At 73.4% G+C, this 22040-nt stretch carries 20 protein-coding genes; 13 read left to right on the top strand and 7 right to left on the bottom strand.

The genetic code is table 11. From position 1 onward, the window contains the following. Positions 1-133: 133 nt before the first annotated feature. The 8 genes from FGG90_RS02090 (at position 134) to FGG90_RS02125 (ending at position 8528) form a co-directional block, all read left to right on the top strand. A complete protein-coding gene (locus tag FGG90_RS02090) occupies positions 134-1051 on the top strand; it encodes an ABC transporter ATP-binding protein (RefSeq protein WP_094131525.1) in 918 nt (305 codons plus the stop codon). Next, complete coding sequence (locus FGG90_RS02095; protein ID WP_094130898.1) at positions 1048-1917, top strand: ABC transporter permease; 870 nt, start codon at positions 1048-1050, stop codon at positions 1915-1917. Before FGG90_RS02090 ends, FGG90_RS02095 begins: the two co-directional genes overlap by 4 nt. A 37-nt stretch (positions 1918-1954) precedes the next feature. Continuing rightward, positions 1955-3202, top strand: a complete 1248-nt coding sequence (locus tag FGG90_RS02100; RefSeq protein WP_094130896.1) for a sensor histidine kinase — start codon at positions 1955-1957, stop codon at positions 3200-3202. After that, the gene (locus FGG90_RS02105) at positions 3199-3861 is read left to right on the top strand and encodes a response regulator transcription factor (protein ID WP_094130893.1); all 663 of its coding nucleotides are present in this window, start codon (positions 3199-3201) and stop codon (positions 3859-3861) included. The genes FGG90_RS02100 and FGG90_RS02105 overlap by 4 nt, the downstream gene beginning before the upstream one ends. A 250-nt stretch (positions 3862-4111) precedes the next feature. After that, positions 4112-5251, top strand: coding sequence for a substrate-binding domain-containing protein (locus FGG90_RS02110; RefSeq protein ID WP_094130891.1), 1140 nt, complete (start codon positions 4112-4114; stop codon positions 5249-5251). Between the two features lie 126 nt (positions 5252-5377). Next, entirely contained in the window at positions 5378-6922 is a 1545-nt protein-coding gene (gene mmsA, locus FGG90_RS02115) for a multiple monosaccharide ABC transporter ATP-binding protein (RefSeq protein WP_094130889.1), read from the top strand. Continuing rightward, positions 6919-8127: a multiple monosaccharide ABC transporter permease gene (gene mmsB / locus FGG90_RS02120; protein ID WP_094130887.1), complete on the top strand. Its 1209-nt coding sequence runs from the start codon at positions 6919-6921 to the stop codon at positions 8125-8127. The genes mmsA and mmsB overlap by 4 nt, the downstream gene beginning before the upstream one ends. A 116-nt stretch (positions 8128-8243) precedes the next feature. Then, a complete protein-coding gene (locus FGG90_RS02125) occupies positions 8244-8528 on the top strand; it encodes a hypothetical protein (RefSeq protein ID WP_094130885.1) in 285 nt (94 codons plus the stop codon). Here the strand turns inward: FGG90_RS02125 and FGG90_RS02130 are convergent, their stop codons facing one another. The 4 genes from FGG90_RS02130 to FGG90_RS02145 form a co-directional block, all read right to left on the bottom strand. Continuing rightward, positions 8529-9368, bottom strand: a complete 840-nt coding sequence (locus FGG90_RS02130) for a signal peptidase I (protein ID WP_237583492.1) — start codon at positions 9366-9368, stop codon at positions 8529-8531. It abuts the gene before it with no gap. Next, a complete protein-coding gene (locus FGG90_RS02135) occupies positions 9365-10279 on the bottom strand; it encodes a hypothetical protein (protein WP_094130883.1) in 915 nt (304 codons plus the stop codon). Before FGG90_RS02135 ends, FGG90_RS02130 begins: the two co-directional genes overlap by 4 nt. After that, positions 10276-10878, bottom strand: coding sequence for a TasA family protein (locus FGG90_RS02140; RefSeq protein WP_094130881.1), 603 nt, complete (start codon positions 10876-10878; stop codon positions 10276-10278). The genes FGG90_RS02135 and FGG90_RS02140 overlap by 4 nt, the downstream gene beginning before the upstream one ends. Positions 10879-11024: 146 nt before the next feature. Further along, a complete protein-coding gene (locus FGG90_RS02145; protein WP_094130879.1) occupies positions 11025-11570 on the bottom strand; it encodes an alternate-type signal peptide domain-containing protein in 546 nt (181 codons plus the stop codon). A 329-nt stretch (positions 11571-11899) separates the two neighbouring features. Between FGG90_RS02145 and FGG90_RS02150 the strand changes: the two genes are divergently transcribed. From FGG90_RS02150 to FGG90_RS02165, 4 genes are all read left to right on the top strand, one after another. Next, on the top strand, positions 11900-13558 hold the full coding sequence (locus tag FGG90_RS02150) for a sensor histidine kinase (RefSeq protein ID WP_094130877.1): 1659 nt from the start codon (positions 11900-11902) through the stop codon (positions 13556-13558). Between the two features lie 137 nt (positions 13559-13695). After that, the gene (locus tag FGG90_RS02155; protein ID WP_094130875.1) at positions 13696-15525 is read left to right on the top strand and encodes a BCCT family transporter; all 1830 of its coding nucleotides are present in this window, start codon (positions 13696-13698) and stop codon (positions 15523-15525) included. A gap of 131 nt (positions 15526-15656) precedes the next feature. Beyond that, positions 15657-16685, top strand: coding sequence for a diacylglycerol/lipid kinase family protein (locus FGG90_RS02160; protein WP_094131523.1), 1029 nt, complete (start codon positions 15657-15659; stop codon positions 16683-16685). A 55-nt stretch (positions 16686-16740) separates the two neighbouring features. Next, positions 16741-17919, top strand: coding sequence for an AAA family ATPase (locus tag FGG90_RS02165; RefSeq protein ID WP_094130873.1), 1179 nt, complete (start codon positions 16741-16743; stop codon positions 17917-17919). 102 nt (positions 17920-18021) lie between these two features. Here the strand turns inward: FGG90_RS02165 and FGG90_RS02170 are convergent, their stop codons facing one another. From FGG90_RS02170 to FGG90_RS02180, 3 genes are all read right to left on the bottom strand, one after another. Continuing rightward, complete coding sequence (locus tag FGG90_RS02170) at positions 18022-19119, bottom strand: fatty acid desaturase family protein (RefSeq protein ID WP_094130871.1); 1098 nt, start codon at positions 19117-19119, stop codon at positions 18022-18024. Between the two features lie 217 nt (positions 19120-19336). Beyond that, complete coding sequence (locus tag FGG90_RS02175; RefSeq protein WP_094130869.1) at positions 19337-20398, bottom strand: NAD(P)-dependent alcohol dehydrogenase; 1062 nt, start codon at positions 20396-20398, stop codon at positions 19337-19339. 49 nt (positions 20399-20447) lie between these two features. Further along, entirely contained in the window at positions 20448-21218 is a 771-nt protein-coding gene (locus FGG90_RS02180) for a hypothetical protein (RefSeq protein WP_094130867.1), read from the bottom strand. Between the two features lie 161 nt (positions 21219-21379). Between FGG90_RS02180 and FGG90_RS02185 the strand changes: the two genes are divergently transcribed. Further along, positions 21380-22021, top strand: coding sequence for a DinB family protein (locus FGG90_RS02185; protein WP_094130865.1), 642 nt, complete (start codon positions 21380-21382; stop codon positions 22019-22021). Positions 22022-22040: the final 19 nt, after the last annotated feature.

Below are 22040 nucleotides of genomic sequence, written 5' to 3' on the forward strand. Positions count from 1 at the left end.
GCCTGCCCGGTGCGGACACGCGGCGCCTCCAACGGGCGGGGGACCGCGCGTGGCGGCATCCACCGATCGGCCGATGCCGCGGATCGACCGCTCGGCCGTTCCGCTCGGACCCGGCGCGCGCGAGGCTGGACCCATGACCACAGCAGCCGTCGAGGAGCACGTCAGCGTGCGCGACCTCGCCAAGTCCTACGGCACGACCGAGGCCCTCCGGGGCGTCACCTTCGACATCCACCGCGGCGAGACCTTCGCGCTCCTCGGGCCGAACGGCGCGGGGAAGTCCACGACCATCGAGATCCTCGAGGGGTACCGGCTCCGCACGGGCGGATCCGCGACCGTGCTCGGCGTGGATCCCGCCACCGGCGGCCGCGCCTGGCGCGCCCGCATCGGCATGGTGCTCCAGTCGAGCTCGGAGAGCGGCGCCATGACCGTCCGCGAGCAGGTCGCGCACTTCGCCCGGATGTACCCGCGGCCGCGCGACGTCGACGCGACCATCGCGGCCGTCGGCCTCACCGAGAAGGCCGGCACCCTGCTGCGCGCTCTCTCGGGCGGCCAGCGGCGGCGCGTGGACGTGGCCCTCGGGATCATCGGCCGCCCCGAGCTGCTGTTCCTCGACGAGCCGACGACCGGCTTCGACCCGGAGGCCCGGCACCGGTTCTGGGACCTCGTGCGCGAGCTGAAGGCGGAGGGCACGACGATCCTCCTCACCACGCACTACCTCGACGAGGCCGCGCAGCTCGGCGACCGGGCCGCGGTGATCGCGGGCGGCGAGCTGGTGGCGATCGGCCGGCTCGACGAGATCGGGGGAGAGGAGGCGCGGATCCCGCGGGTGCTCTGGCGCGACGACGCCGGACCGCACGAGGAGCGCACGCGGGAGCCCGCGGCGTTCGTGTCGCGCCTGGCCGCCGCGACGGGGGGCGGCGAGCCGCGCGACCTGCGCATCGTCCGCCCGAGCCTCGAGGACGTGTACCTCGGGCTGCTCGCGGAGGCCGGGACCACGGACGACGCCGTGGCCTCCGCCGCCCCGGCGTCCGCCGAGGAGGTGGCGGCATGACCGCCGTCCGCCCCGCGCGTCCCGTCGCGGACCGCGACCGCGCCCTCGCCCTCCCCGGCGTGCTCCCGCTCGGGATCCACCGGATCCGCTACGAGGTGCGCCGCTACTTCCGGCAGACCGACACGATCATCTTCACGTTCCTGTTCCCGGTCATCATGCTGTCGATCTTCTCGGTCGCCTTCGGCTCGTCGGGCAACCTCGGCACGGCGCCCGACGGGTCCGGCGGCGTCAGCGCCGCGGCGTACTACCTGCCGGGCATGATCGCGGCGGGCATCCTCCTCTCGGGCGTGCAGAACCTCGCGGTCGACATCGCGATGGAGCGCAGCGACGGCACGCTCAAGCGGCTCGCCGGATCCCCGCTGCCCGTGCTCTCGTACTTCATCGGCAAGGGCGGCCAGGTGGTCGTCACGTCCCTGCTCCAGATGGTCGTGCTGCTCCTCGTCGCCCGGTTCGCGTTCGGGGTGGAGCTGCCGACCGCCGCCGGCCGCTGGCTGACGTTCGCGTGGGTGTACGCGCTCGGGATCACGTCCTCGGCCGTGCTCGGCATCGCGCTCAGCCGCATCCCGCGCTCGGGCGCCTCGGCCACGGCCGTCATCACGCCCATCGTGCTGGTGCTCCAGTTCATCAGCGGCGTCTACCTGGCCTTCACGATGCTGCCCACCTGGCTGCAGGACGTCGCCAGCTTCCTGCCGCTGAAGTGGATGGCCCAGGGCATGCGCTCCGTGTTCCTGCCGGAGGCGCTCGCCGCGAGCGAGCGCGGCGGCACGTGGGACCTCGCCGGGGTGGTGGTCGTGCTCGCGCTCTGGCTGGTCGGCGGCACGATCGCGGCGGCGGCGACCTTCCGCTGGATCCGCCGGGACTCGTGAGCGTGCGCGCCGGGTCGACGCCTGCCAGGCTCGGGGCATGATCCCCACCCGCTGGGTGCACGTCGCCTACGCGGTGAACCTGGCGCTCCTCGTCGCGCTCGCCGTCACCGGCCTCGACGACCCGGCGCCCGCGCTCGCCGCGGTCGCGGCCATGGCGGCGCTGTACCTGCTGATCGGCCGCCGGGCGCTCGAGGCCTCGGCGGCCGCGGTCGGCGGGGAGGCCCCGGTCCCCGCGGCCGTGCTGTTCCTCGTGCTCGTGATCCCGACGGCCACCTGGGGCGTCGCGACCCTCTCGTCGTTCGCGGTCGTGCAGTGCGTGCTGTGCCCGCTGGTCTGGATGCTGCTGCCGCGGATCCGCGACGCCGTCGTCGGCACGCTCGTGCTCACCGTGACCGTCGCCGTCGGGTTCGTCGTCGGCTTCGGCGACCTGCCCGGCGCCCTCCCGACCATGGCCGTGTCGCAGGGGCTCAGCCTCGCCGGCAGCATCGCGCTCGGCCTCTGGATCAGCCGCATCGCCGACCTCAGCCGCGAGCGCCTGGAGCTGCTCGACGGGCTCCGGGCCGCGCAGGCGCGGGTCGAGGAGCTGGGGCGCGTGGCCGGCGCGGCCCGCGAGCGCGAGCGGCTGTCGGCCGACATCCACGACACGGTCGCGCAGGACCTCACGGGCGTCGTGATGCTCGCCCAGCGCGGCCGGCGCGAGCTCCGCGGCGCCGACCCCGCCGCCGTCGAGGCGACCCTCGCGCTCCTCGAGGACAGCGCCCGCGACGCCCTCACCCAGACCCGCGCCATCGTGGCCGCCACCGCGCCCGTCGAGCTGACGGACGGCCTCGCGGCGGCGCTCGCCCGCATGGGCGCGCGCCTGGAGCGCGAGACGGGCACCCCGGTGTCGGTGCGGGCCGATGCCGGCGCGGACCCCGTCGACCGCGACGCCGAGGTCGTCCTCCTCCGCTGCGCCCAGGAGGGCCTCGCGAACGTGCGCCGCCACGCGTCCCCCTCCGCCGTGGAGCTGGGGCTCGCGCGGGAGGGCGGCGACCTGGTGCTCGTGATCCGCGACGACGGCCGCGGGTTCGACCCGGCGCGGGCGTCCGACGGCTACGGGCTCGCCGGCATGCGGCGCCGCCTGGACACCGCGGCGGGGCGCCTCGACGTCGCGAGCGGGCCGGACGGGACCGTGCTCACGGCGCGGATCCCCGCGCACGCGGAGGCGGCCGTCGCGGATCCCGTCGCGCCCGCCGCCGCGCCCGCCGCTCCCGCCTCCTCGACCACCGAGGCGGCGCGCGCGTGACCGCCCCGCGGATCCGCGTCGCCGTCGTCGACGACCACCCCGTCGTGCGCGCCGGCCTCGCCGCCCTGCTCGCGTCCGCCGACGACATCGAGGTGGTCGGCCAGGCCCCCGACGGCGAGGCAGCCGTCGCGCTCGCCGCCGCCGCGCGCCCCGACGTCGTGCTCATGGACCTCCGCATGCCCGGGCTCGACGGCGTCGGCGCGACCGCCCGCATCCGCGAGGCGTCGCCCGACGTGCGCGTGCTCGTCCTCACGACCTACGAGACGGACGCGAGCATCCTCACCGCCATCGAGGCGGGCGCGAGCGGCTACCTGCTGAAGGCGGCGCCCGAGGAGGAGATCCTCGCGGGCGTGCGCGCGGTGGCGCGCGGCGACGTCGCCCTCGCGCCCGCCCTCGCGGCGCGGCTCGTGCGGCAGGTCGCGCGGCCGGCCGCTCCCGCCGCCCCGACGCCGACGCTCAGCCCGCGCGAGACCCAGGTGCTCGCGCTCGTCGCGGCCGGGCGAACGAACGCGCGCATCGCCCTCGAGCTGCACGTGACCCCGGCCACCGTGAAGACGCACCTGCTGCACGTCTTCGAGAAGCTCGGCGTCGGCGACCGCACCCGCGCGGTCACGCTCGCGATGGAGCTCGGCCTGCTGCCACCCGCGACGCCGCGGTAACGCTTGGATAACGTCTCCGGGAACCGGTGTCCCCGGCTGCGGAAATGGATAAGTTCTGACCGACGACAAAAGCACGGATCCCCGCCCACGCGCCGATCCGCCGCCGTCGCCCGCACCACCCCCAGCACACCACCACATCGCAGCAGCACCCGACCCGAGGACGCGTCGGCGCACCACGACGGCCCTCGCGAGGACGCGACCGCCCGGTGCCCGCACGACCCGGATCGGCCACCCGAGAGGACCCGCCGACATGGCATCCGGACACAACGCACGAAAGATCAGCTCCCTCCTCCTCCTCGCCGGCGTCGCCGTCGGCATGACCGCGTGCGCGCCGCAGGGCGCGACGAACACCGGCTCCGGAGGCGGCGACGCCGCCGGCGGCACCGAGTGCAACGTGGGCATCTCGATGCCGACCCGCAGCCTCGAGCGCTGGATCAACGACGGCGAGGGCCTGAAGACCAAGCTCGAGGGCGACGACTGCACCGTCGACCTCCAGTACGCCGACAACAAGACCGACGCCCAGATCAGCCAGATCCAGAACCAGGTCGCCGGCGGCGCCAAGATCCTCGTGGTCGCGGCCGTCGACGGCAAGACCCTCGGCCCGGCGCTCGAGGACGCGAAGAGCCAGGGCGTCACGGTCATCGCCTACGACCGCCTCATCAACGGCACCGACGCAGTCGACTACTACGCCACCTTCGACAACTACAAGGTCGGCACGCTCCAGGGCGAGTTCATCCGCGACACGCTCGACCTCGACAACGCGGCCGGCCCCTTCACGCTCGAGCCCTTCGCCGGCAGCCCCGACGACAACAACGCCGGGTTCTTCTTCGGCGGCGCGTGGGACGTCCTCCAGCCCTACGTCGCGAGCGGCAAGCTGACCGTGCCCTCGGGCAAGTCGCCCGCCACGAGCGCCGACTGGCAGGCCATCGGCATCCTCGGCTGGGGATCCGACGACGCGCAGGCCGAGATGGACAACCGCCTGCAGTCGTTCTACACGGGCGGCCAGAAGGTCCAGGTCGTGCTCTCGCCCAACGACAGCCTCGCGCTCGGCATCGAGGCGTCGCTCGCGAGCGCCGGCTACGCGCCCGGCGCCGACTGGCCCGTCATCACCGGTCAGGACGCCGACAAGGCCAACGTGCAGGCGATCCTCGAGGACAAGCAGTCCATGACCGTCTGGAAGGACACCCGGGCGCTCGGCGACCAGGTCCAGAAGATGATCGGCGAGATCGTGAAGGGCGACGAGGTCACCGTCAACGACACGAAGTCCTACGACAACGGCAAGAAGGTCGTCCCGTCGTTCCTCCTCGACCCGCAGGTGGTCGTGAAGGACGACGTGCAGAAGACGCTCGTCGACTCCGGCTTCCTCAAGGCCTCCGACGTCGGCCTGTAGTCCCACCCGCGGTCGACGGGCGCCCGGCAGCACGCCGGGCGCCCGTCGGCCGCGTCACCGTCTCCACCCGGCGCCCGCCGACCCGGCGCGCGCCACCGACCCGAACGGGAACCAGGAGCCACAGGAATGAACGACGTCATCCTCCAGATGACCGGCATCGTCAAGGAGTTCACCGGCGTCCGCGCGCTCGACGGCGTGGACGTCACCGTGCGCCGCGGCCAGGTGCACGCGATCTGCGGCGAGAACGGCGCGGGCAAGTCGACGCTGATGAAGGTGCTCAGCGGCGTCTACCCGCACGGCTCGTACGAGGGCACCATCACGATCGACGGCCGCGAGGTCCGCTATGGATCCATCAACGACAGCGAGCGCGACGGCGTGGTGATCATCCACCAGGAGCTCGCGCTCAGCCCCTACCTCTCCATCGCGGAGAACATCTTCCTCGGCAACGAGATGTCGCGCGGCGGGGTCATCGACTGGAACAGGACCAACCTCGAGGCGGTCAAGCTCCTCAAGCGCGTGGGCCTCGACGAGAACCCGGCGACGCGCGTGCTCGAGCTCGGCGTGGGCAAGCAGCAGCTCGTGGAGATCGCGAAGGCGCTCTCCAAGGAGGTGAAGCTGCTGATCCTCGACGAGCCGACCGCCGCGCTCAACGACGACGACTCGGCCCACCTGCTCGGCCTCATCGGCCAGCTGCGCGACCAGGGCATCACGAGCATCATCATCAGCCACAAGCTCAACGAGATCCGCGCGATCGCCGACGACGTCACCGTGATCCGCGACGGGAAGACCATCGAGTCGTTCCCCGTCACGGACTCCGACGACATCGAGACGCGCATCATCCGCGCGATGGTGGGCCGCCCGCTGGACGCGCAGTTCCCGCCGCGGGACCCGCACATCGGCGAGGAGAAGCTCCGCGTCGAGGACTGGACCGTGCACCACCCGGTGGACGTCGACCGCGTCGTGGTCGACAACGCGTCGTTCTCGGTCCGCGCGGGCGAGGTCGTCGGGTTCGCCGGCCTCATGGGCGCCGGCCGCACCGAGCTCGCCATGAGCATCTTCGGCCGCTCCTACGGATCCGGCATCACCGGCCGGATCTACAAGGACGGCAAGGAGATCCGCACCCGCACCGTGAGCGAGGCGATCCGCAACGGCATCGCCTACGCGACCGAGGACCGCAAGCGCTACGGGCTGAACCTCATCGGCAGCATCACGGTGAACGTCTCGGCCGCGGCGCTCTCGAAGCTCGTCAAGCTCGGCGTGATCGACCGGCACCGCGAGTACGCGGTCGCCGACGACTACCGCAAGAGGATGAACATCAAGACGCCCGACGTGTCGGGGGTCGTCGGCAAGCTGTCCGGCGGCAACCAGCAGAAGGTCGTCCTCAGCAAGTGGATCTACTCGGGTCCCGACGTGCTCATCCTCGACGAGCCCACCCGCGGCATCGACGTGGGGGCGAAGTACGAGATCTACAGCATCATCAACCAGCTCGCGGCCGAGGGGAAGGCGGTCATCGTCATCTCCTCCGAGCTGCCGGAGCTCATCGGCCTCTCGGACCGGATCTACACGATCGCCGAGGGGCGGCTCACCGCGGAGGTCACCCGGGCCGACGCGACCCAGGAGGAGCTGATGCGGCACATGACCGCCAGCCGGAAGTCAGGAGTCGACCAGTGACCGTCATGCCCGAGCAGGCCACATCGCCGAACGTCCCCACGCCGGACGGTGTGAAGAAGCGCCCGCGCCGGCGCATCGACCTCCGCCAGTACGGGATCCTCGCGGCGCTGGCCGTCATCATCCTGCTGTTCCAGATCCTCACCGAGGGGCGGCTGCTCTACCCGGGCAACGTCGCGAACCTCATCCAGCAGAACGCGTATGTGCTGATCCTCGCGATGGGCATGGTCATCGTGATCATCGCGGGCCACATCGACCTGTCGGTGGGCTCGGTCGTCGCGACCGTCGGCGCCGTGGCCGCGCTCAGCATGAACGAGTGGGGCCTGCCGTGGGGGACCGCGGTGGTGCTGTCGCTCATCGTCGGCGCGCTGATCGGCGCGTGGCAGGGCTTCTGGGTCGCGTTCGTCGGGATCCCGGCGTTCATCGTCACGCTCGCGGGCATGCTCGTGTTCCGCGGCGTCGCGCTCGTGCTCCTCACGGGCGGCACGATCTCGGGCCTCCCGGCCGAGTTCAACTCGATCGGATCCGGCAACCTCCCCACCACGGGCGCGCCCGACCTCCTCACGCTCGGCATCGGCGCGCTCGTGTCGATCGCGCTGGTCGTGCAGCAGCTGCGCACGCGCGCCACGCTCCGCAAGCTCGAGCTGCCGCGCGAGCGGGCGGTCTCCTTCTGGATCCGCACCGCCATCGCCGTCTTCGCGATCATGTACCTCTGCTACCTGCTGGCGTACAACCGCGGGACGCCGATCATCCTGATCATCCTGGCGACGCTCGTGCTCCTGTACTCGTTCCTCCTCACGCGCACCGTCTTCGGGCGGCACGTGTACGCGATGGGCGGTAACCTGTTCGCGGCGATGATGTCCGGCGTCAAGACGCAGTGGGTCAACTTCTTCATCTTCGTGAACATGGGCCTGCTCGCCGGCCTGGCGGGCGTCGTCAGCACGGCGCGCGCCGGATCCGCCGTGGCCTCGGCCGGCCAGAGCTTCGAGCTCGACGCCATCGCCGCGGTGTTCATCGGCGGCGCCGCGGTGCAGGGCGGCGTCGGCACGGTCGTCGGCGCGGTCATCGGCGGCCTCGTGATGGGCGTGCTCAACCAGGGCCTGTCGATCCTGTCGGTGGACGCGGCGTGGCAGCAGGTCATCAAGGGCCTGGTGCTGCTGCTCGCGGTGGCGTTCGACGTCTACAGCAAGCGGCGCTCCGGGCGCTGACCCGCGGCACCACGACGACGGCCCGGCCGGTCCCGCGAGGGATCCGCCGGGCCGTCGTCCGTCCGGCATGGGGAGCGATCGCCCGCCGGGACCGCCCGCACCGCCAGGCTCGGCGCATGGGACACGGACCGCACGACGCTCTGTCGCGCGACGAGGTGGCGGCCCGGCTGGCCGAGGGGTGCGCGTGGCGCATCGCGTGGTGCTCCGGCGGACGGCTCCCGGATGCGAGCGGCGCCGGTCGCCCGCTCCCCGCCGGCGTCCTCGAGCGGGTCCCGTCGCCGGCGAAGCTGCGCGGCGGACGCCTGCCCTCCGGACGGAACTGGATGCTGGTGATCGAGCGCGAGGAGGACGGCCGGCCGGTCCTCCTCTTCGACGAGGGGCCCGAGGACCGGTTCGTCTGATCAGCCGCGGTGGCGACCGCGCGGGCGCTGCGCTGCGTCGGCCGGGGCTGCCGCGTCGACGCCCGGGTGCGACGGGTCGGCGAGCGCCGCCGCGGCGACGCCCTCGGACATCGCGTCGGCGTGCACGTGGTCGCCCTCCGCCGTCACGTCGTCCGCGGCCGACGCCCGGCGCTTCCGCCGGGTCTGCACGGCCGCGACCGTGATCGTGACCACCGAGTAGGCGATGAGCGCGACGGCCGCCGCCGGGATGATCCAACTGCGGGCCTGCCCATTGACCGCCTGGTTCGCCCAGCCGACCAGCGGCACGGAGTACCAGAGCTCGCCCTGGATCTGCTCGGGCGTGACCGGCAGCGAGTCGGGCGACGCGTTGTTGTCGCCCTGGAAGGTGAACGTGCGCGTGCCGTCGGAGGCCGAGGAGATCGCGGTGATGCGGTGCGTGATGACCGCCGGGTCGCCCGACCGGATCTGGTAGGTCGCCACGTCGCCCACCTCGAGCGTGTCCGTGTCGACCGGGCGCACCACGATGAGCGTGCCCGGCGGGAGGCGCGGCTCCATCGACTGCGTGAGGATCGTGAGCGGCACGGACCCCGAGACCTTCGGCACCACGAGCAGCACGCCCGCGAGCGCGATGACGACCAGCAGGATCCCGACGCTCAGCCCCACGGCCGCGGACCGCACGAGCTGGGGGAGGACGCGGCGGGGCGTCGTCTCCGGCTCGAGCTCGACCGGGGCGAGGTCGTCGGCCGGCCGGGCGCCGACGACCGCGTGGCGTCCGTCGCGGCGACGTCGGGGGAGGAGGCGGGGCATGAGCGTGCCGACCGTGGAGGGGCGGGGGATCACGAGCAGCGGAAGCCGCGCGCGCCGCTCTGCTCGAAGGCGACGACCGTGCCGTTGGCGACCTGGCGGACCTTGGCGCCGTTGCCGTCGAGGAGGTCGACGGAGACGGGCACCGTGCCGTCGGCGGCCAGCGTGGACGGGACCTGGTCGCGCGTGATGGCGGCCTTGCCGTAGGAGCCCTGCGACGTGGCGATGCGCGTGCCGTTGACCATGACGCCGTAGTTGGAGTCGGAGGGCGCGACCGAGGTGTCCCAGGCGACGAAGACGTACCAGTTGCCGTCCGTGGGCTCGCAGCGGAAGCCGCCCGAGACGGTCGGGCCCGCCGCCGTCTGCGTGGCGGAGGTGGAGGCGCGGCCGGTCCACGTGCCGGAGCCGAGGACCACGCCGAGCGTGCCGGTGACGGAGGCGGATCCGCTCGTGGGGAAGCCCGACGCGGTGGTGCGGACGCACCAGGTGGAGTGGGCGCCGCCGGCCAGGGTGCCGGAGACCGTGGGCGGGGAGGCCCAGGTGCCCGACACGGATCCGGAGCCGACGGACGTGGTGGCGGAGCAGCTCGACGCGGTCGTGCTCCACGCGACCACCTTCGTGCCGCTGGCCAGCGTGCGGTCGGCGGTCGCGGATGCGGTGGCGGAGACCGTGCCGGTCCAGGGGCTCTGCACGGTGCCGGTGTTCTTCACGACGACCGTGGCGGTGCGGCTCGGGCTGCTCGAGGTGACGGCGCCGGAGAGCTGGTCGAAGCCCGTGCTCGTGACGGACACCGTCGCCGCGCGGACCGACGACCCGGTCGTGGCGCTCGAGGCCCAGAGCGCGTGGACGGCGGTGCCGCCGCTGCCGAGGAGGATCACGGTGAGGCCCACGAGGAGCGCGGCGTGCAGGCGGCCGACGGGGCGGCGCGTGCGGCGGGCGCGGCTCACGGGGTGACCTGCGTGCCGGTGACGTCGAACGCGAGCTGGGCGGTGGCCCCCTGCACGGACTGCGGCGCGTCCTTGTCGAGGACGACCTCGGTGCAGACGACCGACGAGGCGCCGGGCTGGATGCGGACGAACCCGCTGGGCGTGTGCAGCGCGCCGGGGCGGCCGGAGAAGGTCGTGGCGCCGTGGACGCAGTCGGCCGTCGTCGCGACGGGGCCGAGGCGCAGCGACAGCTCGCCGGGGAAGGCGGAGTTCGACGAGGTTCCTCGCGTGGAGATGGCCACGTCCAAGGCTACCGTGCCGGTGTTCCTCGCGGTGAAGGCGGCGACGTTCCCCTGTCCGGGGAGGAGCGATGCGGTGTCGAGCGCCACCTGCTGCGTGATGACGAGGCCGCTCGATCCGCTCGTGACGCTCGCCGGCTGCGTGCTCGCCGCGCCGTTCCAGAGCGCGTAGCTGCCGCCGGTGGCGGCGAGGGAGGCGACGAGGACCGCGGTGAGGAGCCCGGTGGTGAGCCACGCGGCGCGGAGGGGGCTGACGCGGGTGGGACGGGCGGAACGGCGGCCGTGGGCGGGACGCGGGGCGGATGCGCGGTTCCTGCTCATGTCGTCCTCGTTCCTGGTCGTCGTGCAGTGGTGCGGTGGTGCGTGATGCGGGGGATGCGGTCGGGCGCGGCCGTGGGGGGACGGCCGCGCCCGGGTGGAGCCCCCTCCCCGCGGGTGACGTCACCGCGGAGAGGGGAGTCGGGGGACTAGACGGTGCGCTGCGTGAGCGTGAACGCCAGCTTGTCGAAGGAGAGCGTGCCGTTCTGGCCGGTGGTCGCGGCGGAGGGGAAGGTGACCGTGAGGACCACGTTGACCTTGGACGTGGACGTGGACGGCTTGACCGTGAAGGTGTTCGCGGCGGAGCCGGCGGTGATGCTCGCGTCGTTCGACGTGACGGCCAGCTTCGTGGTGACGGCCTGCTTGAGCGCGGCGTCGCCCGAGATGGACATGGGGTCGTAGGTGAGGTCGGCGGAGAGCGAGTCGCCGGTCGCGGTGACCGTGAGGGCGCTCGTGTACTGGAGGACGTTGCCGGGGACGATGCGGTACGTGGCGGGGTCGATGACCTTGCTGCCGCCGTTGGTGATGTCGGTCCAGACGCCCGCGGTGTCGGCCGAGAGGGCCAGGTTGCCCGACGAGACGCTCGAGGCGGCGACCGTGGCGTTGGCGTTCCACAGCGCGAAGCTGCCCGCGCCGCCGAGGAGGAGGACGATTCCGGCGGCACCGGCGACGGCGCTCGAGACGATCTTGTTCATGGGGGATTCCTGTTCTCGTACGCGGGGTGCCGCGCAAGCTGTGGGGGAGGCGGCGGGTGGGTGTCCCGCCGGTCGTCTCCGGTCCGATCGGGTCGCAGCGACTGCGTCCTCGTGGTGCCGACCGGTGTTCCTTCGACGTGCTCCACTCTGACGGGCCGGCCTCAAGCCACCCGCTGGCAATGCGCAAGAGACCCCGAGCTTTGCCGCAAGCCCGACCCGGCGTTCCCTCAAGCCGGTGGATCCCCGTGGTCGCGCGGATCCGCCGGGGGCCCCGCCGGTCTAGGCTCGGGCGACGGCGTGCTTCGACGGCCGGTACGGGAGGACAGCGCATGGTGTCTCCCGACGCGACCCGGACCGGCGGCGCCGGCGCCGAGCGCCCGCCGGGGTTCTCCCGGGCGCAGCTGCCGTTCCTCGTGAGCTGCGCCATCGTCGCGGTCATCGTCGGGGTGGTCGAGCCGAGCATCGAACGGGATCCGGGCTTCCTCGGCGCCCTCGCCCTCGTGGGCGTCGCGACCGTCCTCGCCGTGCTGCGCCTCGTGGGCGTCCTGCCCGCGCGGCTCCTCATCGTCGTCCCCGCGCTCGACCTGCTCGCGGTCGCCGTCATCCGGGACGCCACGGCCGCGTCCATCCCGTCCGCCGCCCTGCTGGTGATCTTCCCCCTCCTCTGGCTCGTCTTCGCGTTCCCGTCGGGCGGCGTGTGGGTGGCCGTGGGCGGCGCCGTCGCCATCTCGGCGCTCCCGCTCGTGCGCGACGGCGGCCTGCCGGGCACCCCGTCGGGCTGGGCCGACCTCGTGGGCACGCCCCTCCTCACCGCGCTCCTGGTCGGGGCGGCGGCGCAGGCGGCCGCGCTGCAGCGCCGCGCGCGCCGGGACCTCGCGGAGGCGACCGCCACCCAGGCGCGCCTCCTCGACGAGTCCCGCGAGCAGACCGCCATGATCCGCGACGTGGCGGACGCGGTCGACGTCGGCATCGTGTTCTTCGACGCCGACGACCGCCCCGTCGTCCGCAACGCCGCCGTCCGCTCGCTGCTCGACCTCGCGGGCTACGACCACGTGACGGGGATGGCCGGCCACGTCTACGGGTCCGACCGCGTCACGCCCGTCGCCCGCGACGGCCGCGTGCTCATGGAGGCGCTGTACGCCGACAAGGTGCACGGTCCCGTCTACTGGGTGGGGGAGCCGGGCAACCAGCGCGCCCTCGTCCTCTCGGTGCGCGCCATCGGCCGCCGGGACGGGCGCCTCTCCGGCACCGTGCTCGGCGCGTACGACGTCACCGACCTCGCGCAGGCCGTGCAGGTGCGCGACGAGTTCCTCGCCACGGTCTCGCACGAGCTGCGGACGCCGCTGACCTCGATCGTCGGCTACCTCGACCTGCTCGACGAGCTGCACGACACGGCCGAGCTCGGCATCGCGGCGGAGCTCGCCGTGATCCAGCGGAACGTGGACCAGCTCTCCACCATCATCGGCTCGCTCCTCGCGGGCGCCGACCACGCGCCCGCGCTCGTCCGCGGCCCGGTCGACCTGTCCGCCCTCGTGCAGGCCGCGGTCGACGCGGCCGCCTCCCGCGCCGAGGAGCGCGGGCTCGCGCTCGCGTCCCGCGTCGAGCCGGGCGTCGTCGTCGACGGGGACGCCGGCAGCCTCGCCCAGGTCGTGGAGGCGCTCGTCTCCAACGCCCTCACCTACACGCCGTCGGGCCGGGTGGACGTGACGCTCGCGCGCGAGGGGGACGACGCCGTCGTCGCGGTGGCGGACACGGGAGTCGGCATCAGCGAGGAGGACCAGCGCCACGTCGTCGACCGCTTCTTCCGGGCGCAGACCGCGCGCGACGGCGCCGTCCCCGGCCTCGGGCTCGGCCTCTCGATCGCCGAGCGCACCGTCACGGCGCACGGCGGGACGCTGCGGATCGCCAGCCGGCTCGGCCAGGGCACGCGTGCCGTCGCGACCCTGCCCGCGACCCCGCGTCCGGACGCCGCGCCGGCCGCGCCCTAGCCCTCTCCATAGCCGATGGCAAGGCCGGATCGCGAATCGACCGATCGCGCGGCCTCCGCCTAGACTCGGCCGGTCGATCGGGGGACCCCCTCGGCCGACGCCCCACGCACCCGAGCCCACAGGAGCCCATCCCCTCCATGACCTCCACGCGCACGTCCGCAGAACGCCTCCTCGACCGTCTCGTCCCCGGGCGACGGACGAACCCCGACGGCACCCGGCCACCTCGTCGCGACCACTCCGACCACCGCCTCCTCGAGGCCAGGTTCACCGGATCCGTCGACCTCTACGAGCCCGAGCACCCGAAGATCGACAGGCTCGTCTTCGGCGTCACGGCGGTCCTCGCGGTCGGCTTCGTCGTCTGGGGCATCGTGAGCACCGACGGCCTCGCCTCCATCTCGGGCGCGGCGCAGAGCTGGGTCATCGAGAAGACCGGCTGGCTCTTCGTGCTCGCCGCGAGCTTCTTCGTGATCTTCGTCCTGTGGCTCGCCGCCAGCCGCTACGGCCGCATCAAGCTGGGCGCCGACGACGAGAAGCCGCAGTTCAAGACGGTCTCGTGGATCGCCATGATGTTCAGCGCCGGCATGGGCATCGGCCTGATGTTCTTCGGCGCCGCCGAGCCGCTCAGCCACTTCGTCACCCCGCCGCCCGGCACCACGCAGCCGGAGTCGGAGGCGGCCATCCGCACGGCCATGGCCACCGCGATGTTCCACTGGGGCCTGCACCCCTGGGCCATCTACGCGGTCGCCGGCATCGCGATCGGCTACGGCACGTTCCGCAAGGGCCGCAAGCAGCTCTTCTCCTCCATCTTCCAGCCCCTCCTCGGCACGAAGCGCACCGAGGGCTGGGCCGGACGCGTCATCGACATGCTCGCGATCTTCGCCACGCTCTTCGGCTCGGCGGCCTCGCTCGGCATCGGCGCCACGCAGATCGGCGCGGGCCTCGAGTTCAACGGCTGGGTGCCGGAGGCCACGGCCCCGCTGCTCATCGGCATCATCGTGGTGCTCACGATCGCGTTCATCTTCTCGGCCGTCTCGGGCATCGCCCGCGGCATCCAGTGGCTGTCCAACATCAACATGGTGCTGGCCGTCGTGCTCGCCGTCTTCGTGTTCGTCGTCGGCCCGACGCTGCTGATCCTCAACCTCATCCCCGCCACCCTCGGCGCCTACCTCGGCGACATGACCGAGATGGCCTCGCGCACGGCGGCCACCGGCGGCGACGAGATGAGCTCCTGGCTCGCCAGCTGGAGCGTCTTCTACTGGGCCTGGTGGATCTCGTGGACGCCGTTCGTCGGCATGTTCATCGCGCGCATCAGCCGCGGCCGCACCATCCGCGAGTTCGTGGTCGGCGTGCTCCTCGCACCGAGCATCGTGGCCCTCATCTGGTTCTCGATCTTCGGCGGCTCCGCGATCCACGCGCAGCAGACCGACGGCGACATGACCGTCGACGGCGCCGTGGTCAGCGACAACACGCTGTTCCAGCTGCTCAACCACTACCCGCTCGCGAGCGTCAGCACCGTCCTCGTGATGCTGCTGGTCGGCATCTTCTTCGTCTCCGGCGCCGACAGCGCGTCGATCGTGATGGGGACCCTGTCGCAGCGCGGCGCGCTCCACCCGAGCCGCAAGGTCGTCGTCTTCTGGGGCGTCGTCATGGGCGCGGTCGCGGCGATCATGCTCGCCATCGGCGGGGGAGGCACCGAGGCCCTCACCGGCCTGCAGAACCTCACGGTCGTGGCGTCGCTGCCGTTCGTGCTCGTGATGCTCGTCGCCTGCTACGCCCTCTGGAGCGAGCTGCGCACGGATCCGCTCATCGTGCGCCGCCAGGTCGCGGTCGAGATGATGCGCGACGCGGTCGTCAACGGCGTCGAGCAGCACGGCGACCACTTCCAGCTGTCGGTCGACCCCGTCGATCCCGAGGAGGCCGCGACGCGCGAGCCCCTCGGCGACGAGGACGAGGCGCGTCGCTCCTGACGCCCGATCCGTGACCACGATGCCGACCCGCGCCCCGCGCGCGGGTCGGCATCGTCGTCTGCGGGACACCCGGCGTGCTCGGGGGCCGCGCGGACCCCTCGCGCGGCCCGCGCGTCGGTAGGGTGACCATGATGACGACCTCCACCCCCGCCTCCGCGCCCGCCTCCGCGCCCGCACCCGCCGCCACCGACGGGTCCGGTCGACGCGCCGCCGTCGTCTACAACCCCATCAAGGTCGACCTGGCGTCGCTGAAGGCCAAGGTCGCGCACGCCGCCGGCGTCGCGGGCTGGCAGGAGACCCTCTGGTTCGAGACCAGCGAGGACGACCCGGGCAAGGGCGCGGCGGAGGAGGCCCTGTCGCACGACGTCGACATGGTCATCGCCGCCGGCGGCGACGGCACGGTCCGCGCGGTCGCCGAGGGCATGGCCGGATCCGGCGTCTCGCTCGGGCTGCTCCCCTCGGGCACCGGCAACCTGCTCGCCCGCAACCTCAAGCTCACGCTCAACGACGTCGACCACTCGCTGGAGGCCGCGTTCTCCGGCCACGACCGGCAGGTCGACCTCGCGGCCATCGAGATCCTGCGCGAGGACGAGACCCGCGACAAGCACGTCTTCGTCGTGATGGCGGGCGTCGGCATCGACGCCAAGATGCTCGCGAACACCGACTCCGAGCTGAAGAAGCGGGTCGGCTGGCTCGCCTACGTCGACGCGATCTTCAAGGCCCTGCGCGATCGCGACCAGCTCCGCCTGCGCTACCGCCTCGACGGCCGCAGCACGCACCGCCGTCGCGCGCACACGCTCATCGTCGGCAACTGCGGTTCGCTGCCGGCCAACATCCTGCTGCTGCCGGACGCCGCGGTCGACGACGGCATCCTCGACGTGGTGCTCATGCGCCCCGAGGGGCTGTTCGGCTGGGTCCAGATCTGGGTGAAGGTCGCGTGGGAGAACGGCGTCGTCCGCCGCACGGCCGCGGGCCGCCGCCTGATGGGCCCGGAGAAGGAGGTGCGCGCGCTCGAGTACCGCACCGCCGAGGAGGTGGTGGTCCGCCTCGAGAAGGAGGAGGACATCGAGCTCGACGGCGACCCGTTCGGGCGCGCGCTCGGCTTCAAGATCCAGGTGCTGCCCGGCGGCCTCACCGTCCGGGTCCCGCAGGACTCCTGACCCGCGTCACGCGGACGGACCGGCGGCTGTCGGCCGTGCGTGGGAGGGTCGCGGCATGATCCGCACCCTCGCCGTCTCCGGCTACCGCTCTATCCGCGACCTGGCGCTGCCGCTCACCGGCCTCGACGTCGTCACGGGCGCGAACGGCAGCGGCAAGTCCAACGTCTACCGCGCCCTCCGCCTCGTCGCCGACATGGCGGCGGGCGGCGCCGTCGGCGCGCTCGCCCGGGAGGGCGGCCTCGAGGCGGTCCTGTGGGCCGGGCCCGAGGGCCTCTCGCGCGCCGTGCGCGACGGCGAGCACCCGGTGCAGGGGACGACGCGGAAGGGCCCCATCGCGCTGCGCCTCGGCTTCGCCGGGGACGAGCTGGGCTACCTGGTCGACCTCGGCATCCCGCAGCGGGATCCGCGCGCCCTGCCGCCGACCCTGTTCGGCCGGGACCCGGAGATCAAGCGCGAGCTCGTCTTCAGCGGACCGGTGGCGCGGCCCCGCTCGCTGGTGCTGGAGCGCCGCTGGCAGGACGTCCGCGTCCGCGACGAGGCCGACGGCTGGACGCACGTGCCCGCCCTCGTGCCGCCGCACCTCAGCGTGCTCAGCGAGGTGGCCGACGCGGTCACGAGCCCCGAGGCGATGATCCTGCGCCGGCGCATGACCGGGTGGCGCTTCTACGACCACCTCCGCACCGATGCCGAGGCTCCCGCCCGCCGGCCGCGGGTCGGCACGCGCACGCCCGTCCTCGCGAGCGACGGATCCGACCTGGCCGCGGCGGTGCAGACCATCCGCGAGTGGGGGAGCGGCGACGCGCTCGACGCCATGGTCGACCGGGCCTTCCCCGGCTCGACCGTCGTCGTCCGCTCGCAGGACGGCGTGCTCACCCTCGGCCTCCGGCAGCCGGGCATCCTGCGGGTCCTCGACGCCGCGGAGCTCTCCGACGGGACGCTCCGGATGCTCATGCTCACCGCCGCCCTGCTCACGACCGAGCCGCCCGAGCTGATGGTGCTGAACGAGCCGGAGACGAGCCTCCACCAGGACCTGCTCCCCGCCCTCGGCCAGCTCATCGCCGAGGCGTCGCGCCACGTGCAGATCCTCGTCGTGACGCACGCGCCGGGGCTGGCCGCGGCCGTGTCGGCGCACGCGGAGGCGGGGGAGCTCGTGCTGGAGAAGCCCCACGGCGAGACGGTGCTGCAGGGCCAGGGGCTCCTCAGCGCGCCGCCATGGGACTGGGGCAGGCGCTAGGCCGCGCGGCTCGTGCCGCCCGCACGACGACGCCTCCCGGTCGCGGCCCGGAGGGGCGGCGCGAGCGGGAGGCGTCGGGTGGTGCGAGGTGCGAGGTGCGGATCAGCGTCCGAAGGCCGCCGATGCCGGGCAGTCGAACGGGTCGCCGCCGGCCGAGAGGCCCACGCGGTTGAGGTAGGCGACGACGATGCCGTACGAGGCCAGCAGCGTGGTCTCGGTGTACGGGATGTTGTGCGTCGCGCAGTACTCCTTGGCGATGACCTGGGCACGCCGCAGTGCGGGCCGCGGCATGTTCGGGAAGAGGTGGTGCTCGATCTGGTAGTTGAGGCCGCCCATGTAGATGTCGGTGAGCCACGTGCTCTTGATGTTGCGGCTCGTGAGCACCTGGCGGCGGAGGAAGTCGACCTTCGAGTCCTTCGGGAGGACGGGCATGCCCTTGTGGTTCGGGGCGAACGACGCGCCCATGTACACGCCGAAGACGGCGAGCTGCACGCCGACGAAGGCGAAGGCCATGCCGACGGGGAGGAAGAAGAAGACGACCGCGAGGTACGCGATGATGCGCGTGGAGAGCATCGAGATCTCGAGCCAGCGCTTGTCGACCTTGCCGCGGCCGAAGACGGTGCGGAAGCCGTGCACGTGGAGGTTGAGGCCCTCGAACATGAGGATGGGGAAGAACGCGTAGCCCTGGTGGCGGGTGAACCAGCCGTAGACGCCCTTCGCACGGGCGGCGTCCTCCGTGGTGAAGGAGATGACGTCGCGCTCGATGTCGGGGTCCTTGCCCATCACGTTCGGGTTCGCGTGGTGGCGGGAGTGCTTGGTCATCCACCAGGAGTAGCTGATGCCGACGAAGAGGTTGGCGAGCGTGCGGCCCGCGATGTCGTTGGCCTTGCCGGAGGCGAAGACCTGGCGGTGCGAGGCCTCGTGGGCGAGGAAGGCGAACTGGGTGAAGACGATGCCGAGGCCCGCGGCGATGAGGAGCTGGAACCAGCTGTCGCCGAGGAGCACGAAGCCGGCGCCGAGGCCGACGAGCGCGGCGGTGATGCCGGCGAACATCAGCACGTAGAAGCCGACGCGGCGGTTGAGGAGGCCCGCGTCGCGGACGGTGTTGAGGAGGCCCGAGTACTCGGTGGTCGGGTTGGCTCCGCCGCCGCGCTTCGGGCGGGTCAGCACGATGCGGGGTGCTGCGGTGGTGTCAGTCATGGTCAGCTCGTTCGTCCGTGGCCTCTCGGCCAGGTGGAGCGGGCCGCCTCGGCGAGCCGCTGTCTGTCGACGTCGTGCGGGACACGACGCAGGCGCCGGGGATCTGGGGCAACCAGGACTCACACTCCCATAGGCGCCGGTCCGATGCACCAGGGAGACTCACAGCGCGGGCGGCGTGTCGCCGTCGATGGGGGACAGGACCCCGTGCTGCCGGGGATTACGGTCTGCTGGGCGGCTCCGGCACGATGACCGCGCGGCCGCGCACGGTGCCCGCGGCGAGGGCCGCGTAGGCGTCCGGGCCGTCGTCGAGCGAGTAGCGCTGCGTCTCGACCGACACCTGGCCGGAGCGCGCGAGGTCGAGGACCTCGATCAGCTCGGAGCGGCTGCCCCAGTAGGGCACGCGGATGGCGGCGTCGAAGGCCACGCGGCCGAAGCCGACCTCGACGGCGCCCCCGCCGATGCCGACGATGGTCACGTCGCCGCCGACCTCGACGACGTCGAGCGCGGTGGCCATGGTGGGCGTCGCGCCGACGAAGTCGAAGACGGCCTGCACGCCGCGGCCACCGGTGATCGCGCGGATCCCGTCGGCGGCGTCGGCGTCGCTGATCACGGTGTGGTGGGCGCCCACGTGGCGCGCGAGCTCCAGCTTCTCGTCGTTCACGTCGAGCGCGATGACGGTCGCGCCGCTGAGCGCGCGGAGGATCTGGATGCCGACGTGACCGAGGCCGCCGGTGCCGATGACCACGGCGAACGTGCCGGCGCCGAGCTTCGGCAGCGATGTCTTGATGGCGTGGTACGGCGTGAGGCCGGCGTCGGTGAGGGAGACGTTCTCGACCGGGTCGAGGTCGCCGAGCGGCACGAGGTGGCGCGCGTCGTCGACGATCATGTACTCGGCCATGGACCCGGGGGCGCCGAGCCCGGGAGGCTGGATGCCCTCGGCGGCCGCGTTCGGGCAGTGGTTCTCGCGGCCCTCGGCGCACGCGTGGCAGCGGCCGCAGCCCCAGGGGCCGTAGACCGCGACGGCGTCGCCGACCGCCAGGTGCGCGACGCCCTCGCCGAGCTCCTCGACGACGCCCGCGCCCTCGTGGCCGAGCGTGAGGGGGAGCGGGTAGCCGGCGGCGCGGTACTCCTCCTCGGAGAGGCCCATCACGTACTCGTCCGAGTGGCAGACGCCGGCGGCCGTGATGCGGAGCAGGACCTGCCCCGGCGCCGGCGACGGCTTCTCGATCTCGACGACCTCGGGGTGGGATCCGATGCGGGTGTACTGGAGCGCCTTCATCCGTCCACCGTATTACCCACCTGGGGGAACGTCCGGGCGTGTCGGTGGATCAGGGCAGGCGGCTGCCGTGCGGCGGCACGACGGGCGGGGCCACGGCGCGCTCGTGCTCCGGGAGCGCGAGCTCGGCGTCGGCGGCGTCGCGGAGGAGGGCCATGCGGCCGGCGGCCACGGACTGCGTCCACAGCGTCGTGGCGGACATCAGCAGGTAGACCGGGGCGAGCCACACCAGGGTCCCGGCCTCTCCCGAGAGCGCGTACACGGGGAGCCCGACGAGCGCGGCGAGGCTGAGCATGACCGCGCCGGGCACGGGGGTGGAACCGGACGCGATGACCCGACGCGTCTCCGGGGCCACCCGCTCGGCGGTCCCCGGGGCGAGGGAGACGCGGCCGCGCGCGTCCACGGCACCGTCGAGGAGGGCCGCGTCCCGCCAGGCCGGATGGGTCCCGACGACCGACGGGTGGCGGCGGATGGCGCGCGCGAGCCAGACGGACAGCGGGATCGCGCCGACGGCGACGCCGACGACCGCGCCGAGCACGATCGCCCCGGGGAGCGCGGTCGCCTCGCCGTCGGCGCGCGCGAGCACGGGCCGGATCAGCAGGCCCATCGCGACGCCCGCGAGCAGGGCGACGCCGAGCGCGACGATCCGGCGACGCGGGGTGACGACCTCGGCGATCCAGGCGGCGATGGCGCGGGCGCCGATGCGGGCGAGCGCGCGCTTCCCGTGGCCCGGGTCGACGGGCGTCGTGTCGTCGCGGGCGGCGGGCGCATCGGCGGGCGCACCGGCGCGGGCGTCAGCGGCGGTCGTGTCGTCGGCGGTCATGCGGGCCTCCCGGTCCGGGCCGGTCGTCGGCCCCTCCCATCCTCCCGGGCGTGTGGACCCGCCGGCGCCGCGGGACGTGCCCCGTTCTGGGCGCATCCGGGCGCGCGGCGTCGGGCGGTCGGGGCTGGACGCGCGTCGGAGGTGCCTGGGAGGCTCGCGGCATGACCGCAGCGCAGCCCTCGTCCGCGAACCCGTCCGAGCGCGGCGACGACGCCGTCCGGGACGACCTCGTCCGCCACCTCCGCCTCGCGCGCGAGGCCCTCGTCTGGAAGCTCGAGGGGCTCGGGGAGCACGACGTCCGCCGGCCGCTCGTGCCGACCGGATCCAACCTGCTCGGGCTCGTGAAGCACGCCGCGGGCGTCGAGGCCGGCTACCTCGGCTTCGTCTTCGGCCGGCCGTTCCCCGAGAGGCTCGACTGGATGGAGGAGGACGCGCCGCCGAACGCCGACATGCGCGCGACCGCCGACGAGTCCCGCGCCGACATCGTGGGCCTCGCCGAGCGCGTGGGAGCCCACGCCGAGGCGACCCTCCGGGCCCTGCCGCTCGACGCGCTCGGCACCGTGCCGTGGTGGCCGGGCGGATCCGGGAACGTCACGCTGCAGCGCATCGCGGTGCACCTCATCGCCGAGCTGAACCGCCATGCCGGTCACGCCGACGTCCTCCGCGAGCTCGTCGACGGAGCCGCGGGCCTGCGCGTCGACGACGGCAACCTGCCCGAGGGCGACGCGGCGTTCTGGCGCGCGCAGCACGCCGAGACCGCGCGCGTCGCCCGCGAGGTGGCGGGGCTGCCGCCGGTCGACTGACCGAGGAGCCCGCCGCGCG

Origin of the sequence: Clavibacter michiganensis subsp. tessellarius (genome assembly GCF_021922985.1) — a bacterium.
GTDB classification, from domain to species: Bacteria; Actinomycetota; Actinomycetes; order Actinomycetales; family Microbacteriaceae; genus Clavibacter; species Clavibacter tessellarius.

Coding starts and splice junctions, on each gene's coding strand:
- FGG90_RS02090 (WP_094131525.1), top strand. CDS start 134: ATGACCACAGCAGCCGTCGAGGAGCACGTCAGCGTGCGCGACCTCGCC.
- FGG90_RS02095 (WP_094130898.1), top strand. CDS start 1,048: ATGACCGCCGTCCGCCCCGCGCGTCCCGTCGCGGACCGCGACCGCGCC.
- FGG90_RS02100 (WP_094130896.1), top strand. CDS start 1,955: ATGATCCCCACCCGCTGGGTGCACGTCGCCTACGCGGTGAACCTGGCG.
- FGG90_RS02110 (WP_094130891.1), top strand. CDS start 4,112: ATGGCATCCGGACACAACGCACGAAAGATCAGCTCCCTCCTCCTCCTC.
- mmsA (WP_094130889.1), top strand. CDS start 5,378: ATGAACGACGTCATCCTCCAGATGACCGGCATCGTCAAGGAGTTCACC.
- FGG90_RS02125 (WP_094130885.1), top strand. CDS start 8,244: ATGGGACACGGACCGCACGACGCTCTGTCGCGCGACGAGGTGGCGGCC.
- FGG90_RS02140 (WP_094130881.1), bottom strand. CDS start 10,878: ATGAGCAGGAACCGCGCATCCGCCCCGCGTCCCGCCCACGGCCGCCGT.
- FGG90_RS02145 (WP_094130879.1), bottom strand. CDS start 11,570: ATGAACAAGATCGTCTCGAGCGCCGTCGCCGGTGCCGCCGGAATCGTC.
- FGG90_RS02150 (WP_094130877.1), top strand. CDS start 11,900: ATGGTGTCTCCCGACGCGACCCGGACCGGCGGCGCCGGCGCCGAGCGC.
- FGG90_RS02155 (WP_094130875.1), top strand. CDS start 13,696: ATGACCTCCACGCGCACGTCCGCAGAACGCCTCCTCGACCGTCTCGTC.
- FGG90_RS02160 (WP_094131523.1), top strand. CDS start 15,657: ATGACGACCTCCACCCCCGCCTCCGCGCCCGCCTCCGCGCCCGCACCC.
- FGG90_RS02165 (WP_094130873.1), top strand. CDS start 16,741: ATGATCCGCACCCTCGCCGTCTCCGGCTACCGCTCTATCCGCGACCTG.
- FGG90_RS02170 (WP_094130871.1), bottom strand. CDS start 19,119: ATGACTGACACCACCGCAGCACCCCGCATCGTGCTGACCCGCCCGAAG.
- FGG90_RS02175 (WP_094130869.1), bottom strand. CDS start 20,398: ATGAAGGCGCTCCAGTACACCCGCATCGGATCCCACCCCGAGGTCGTC.
- FGG90_RS02180 (WP_094130867.1), bottom strand. CDS start 21,218: ATGACCGCCGACGACACGACCGCCGCTGACGCCCGCGCCGGTGCGCCC.
- FGG90_RS02185 (WP_094130865.1), top strand. CDS start 21,380: ATGACCGCAGCGCAGCCCTCGTCCGCGAACCCGTCCGAGCGCGGCGAC.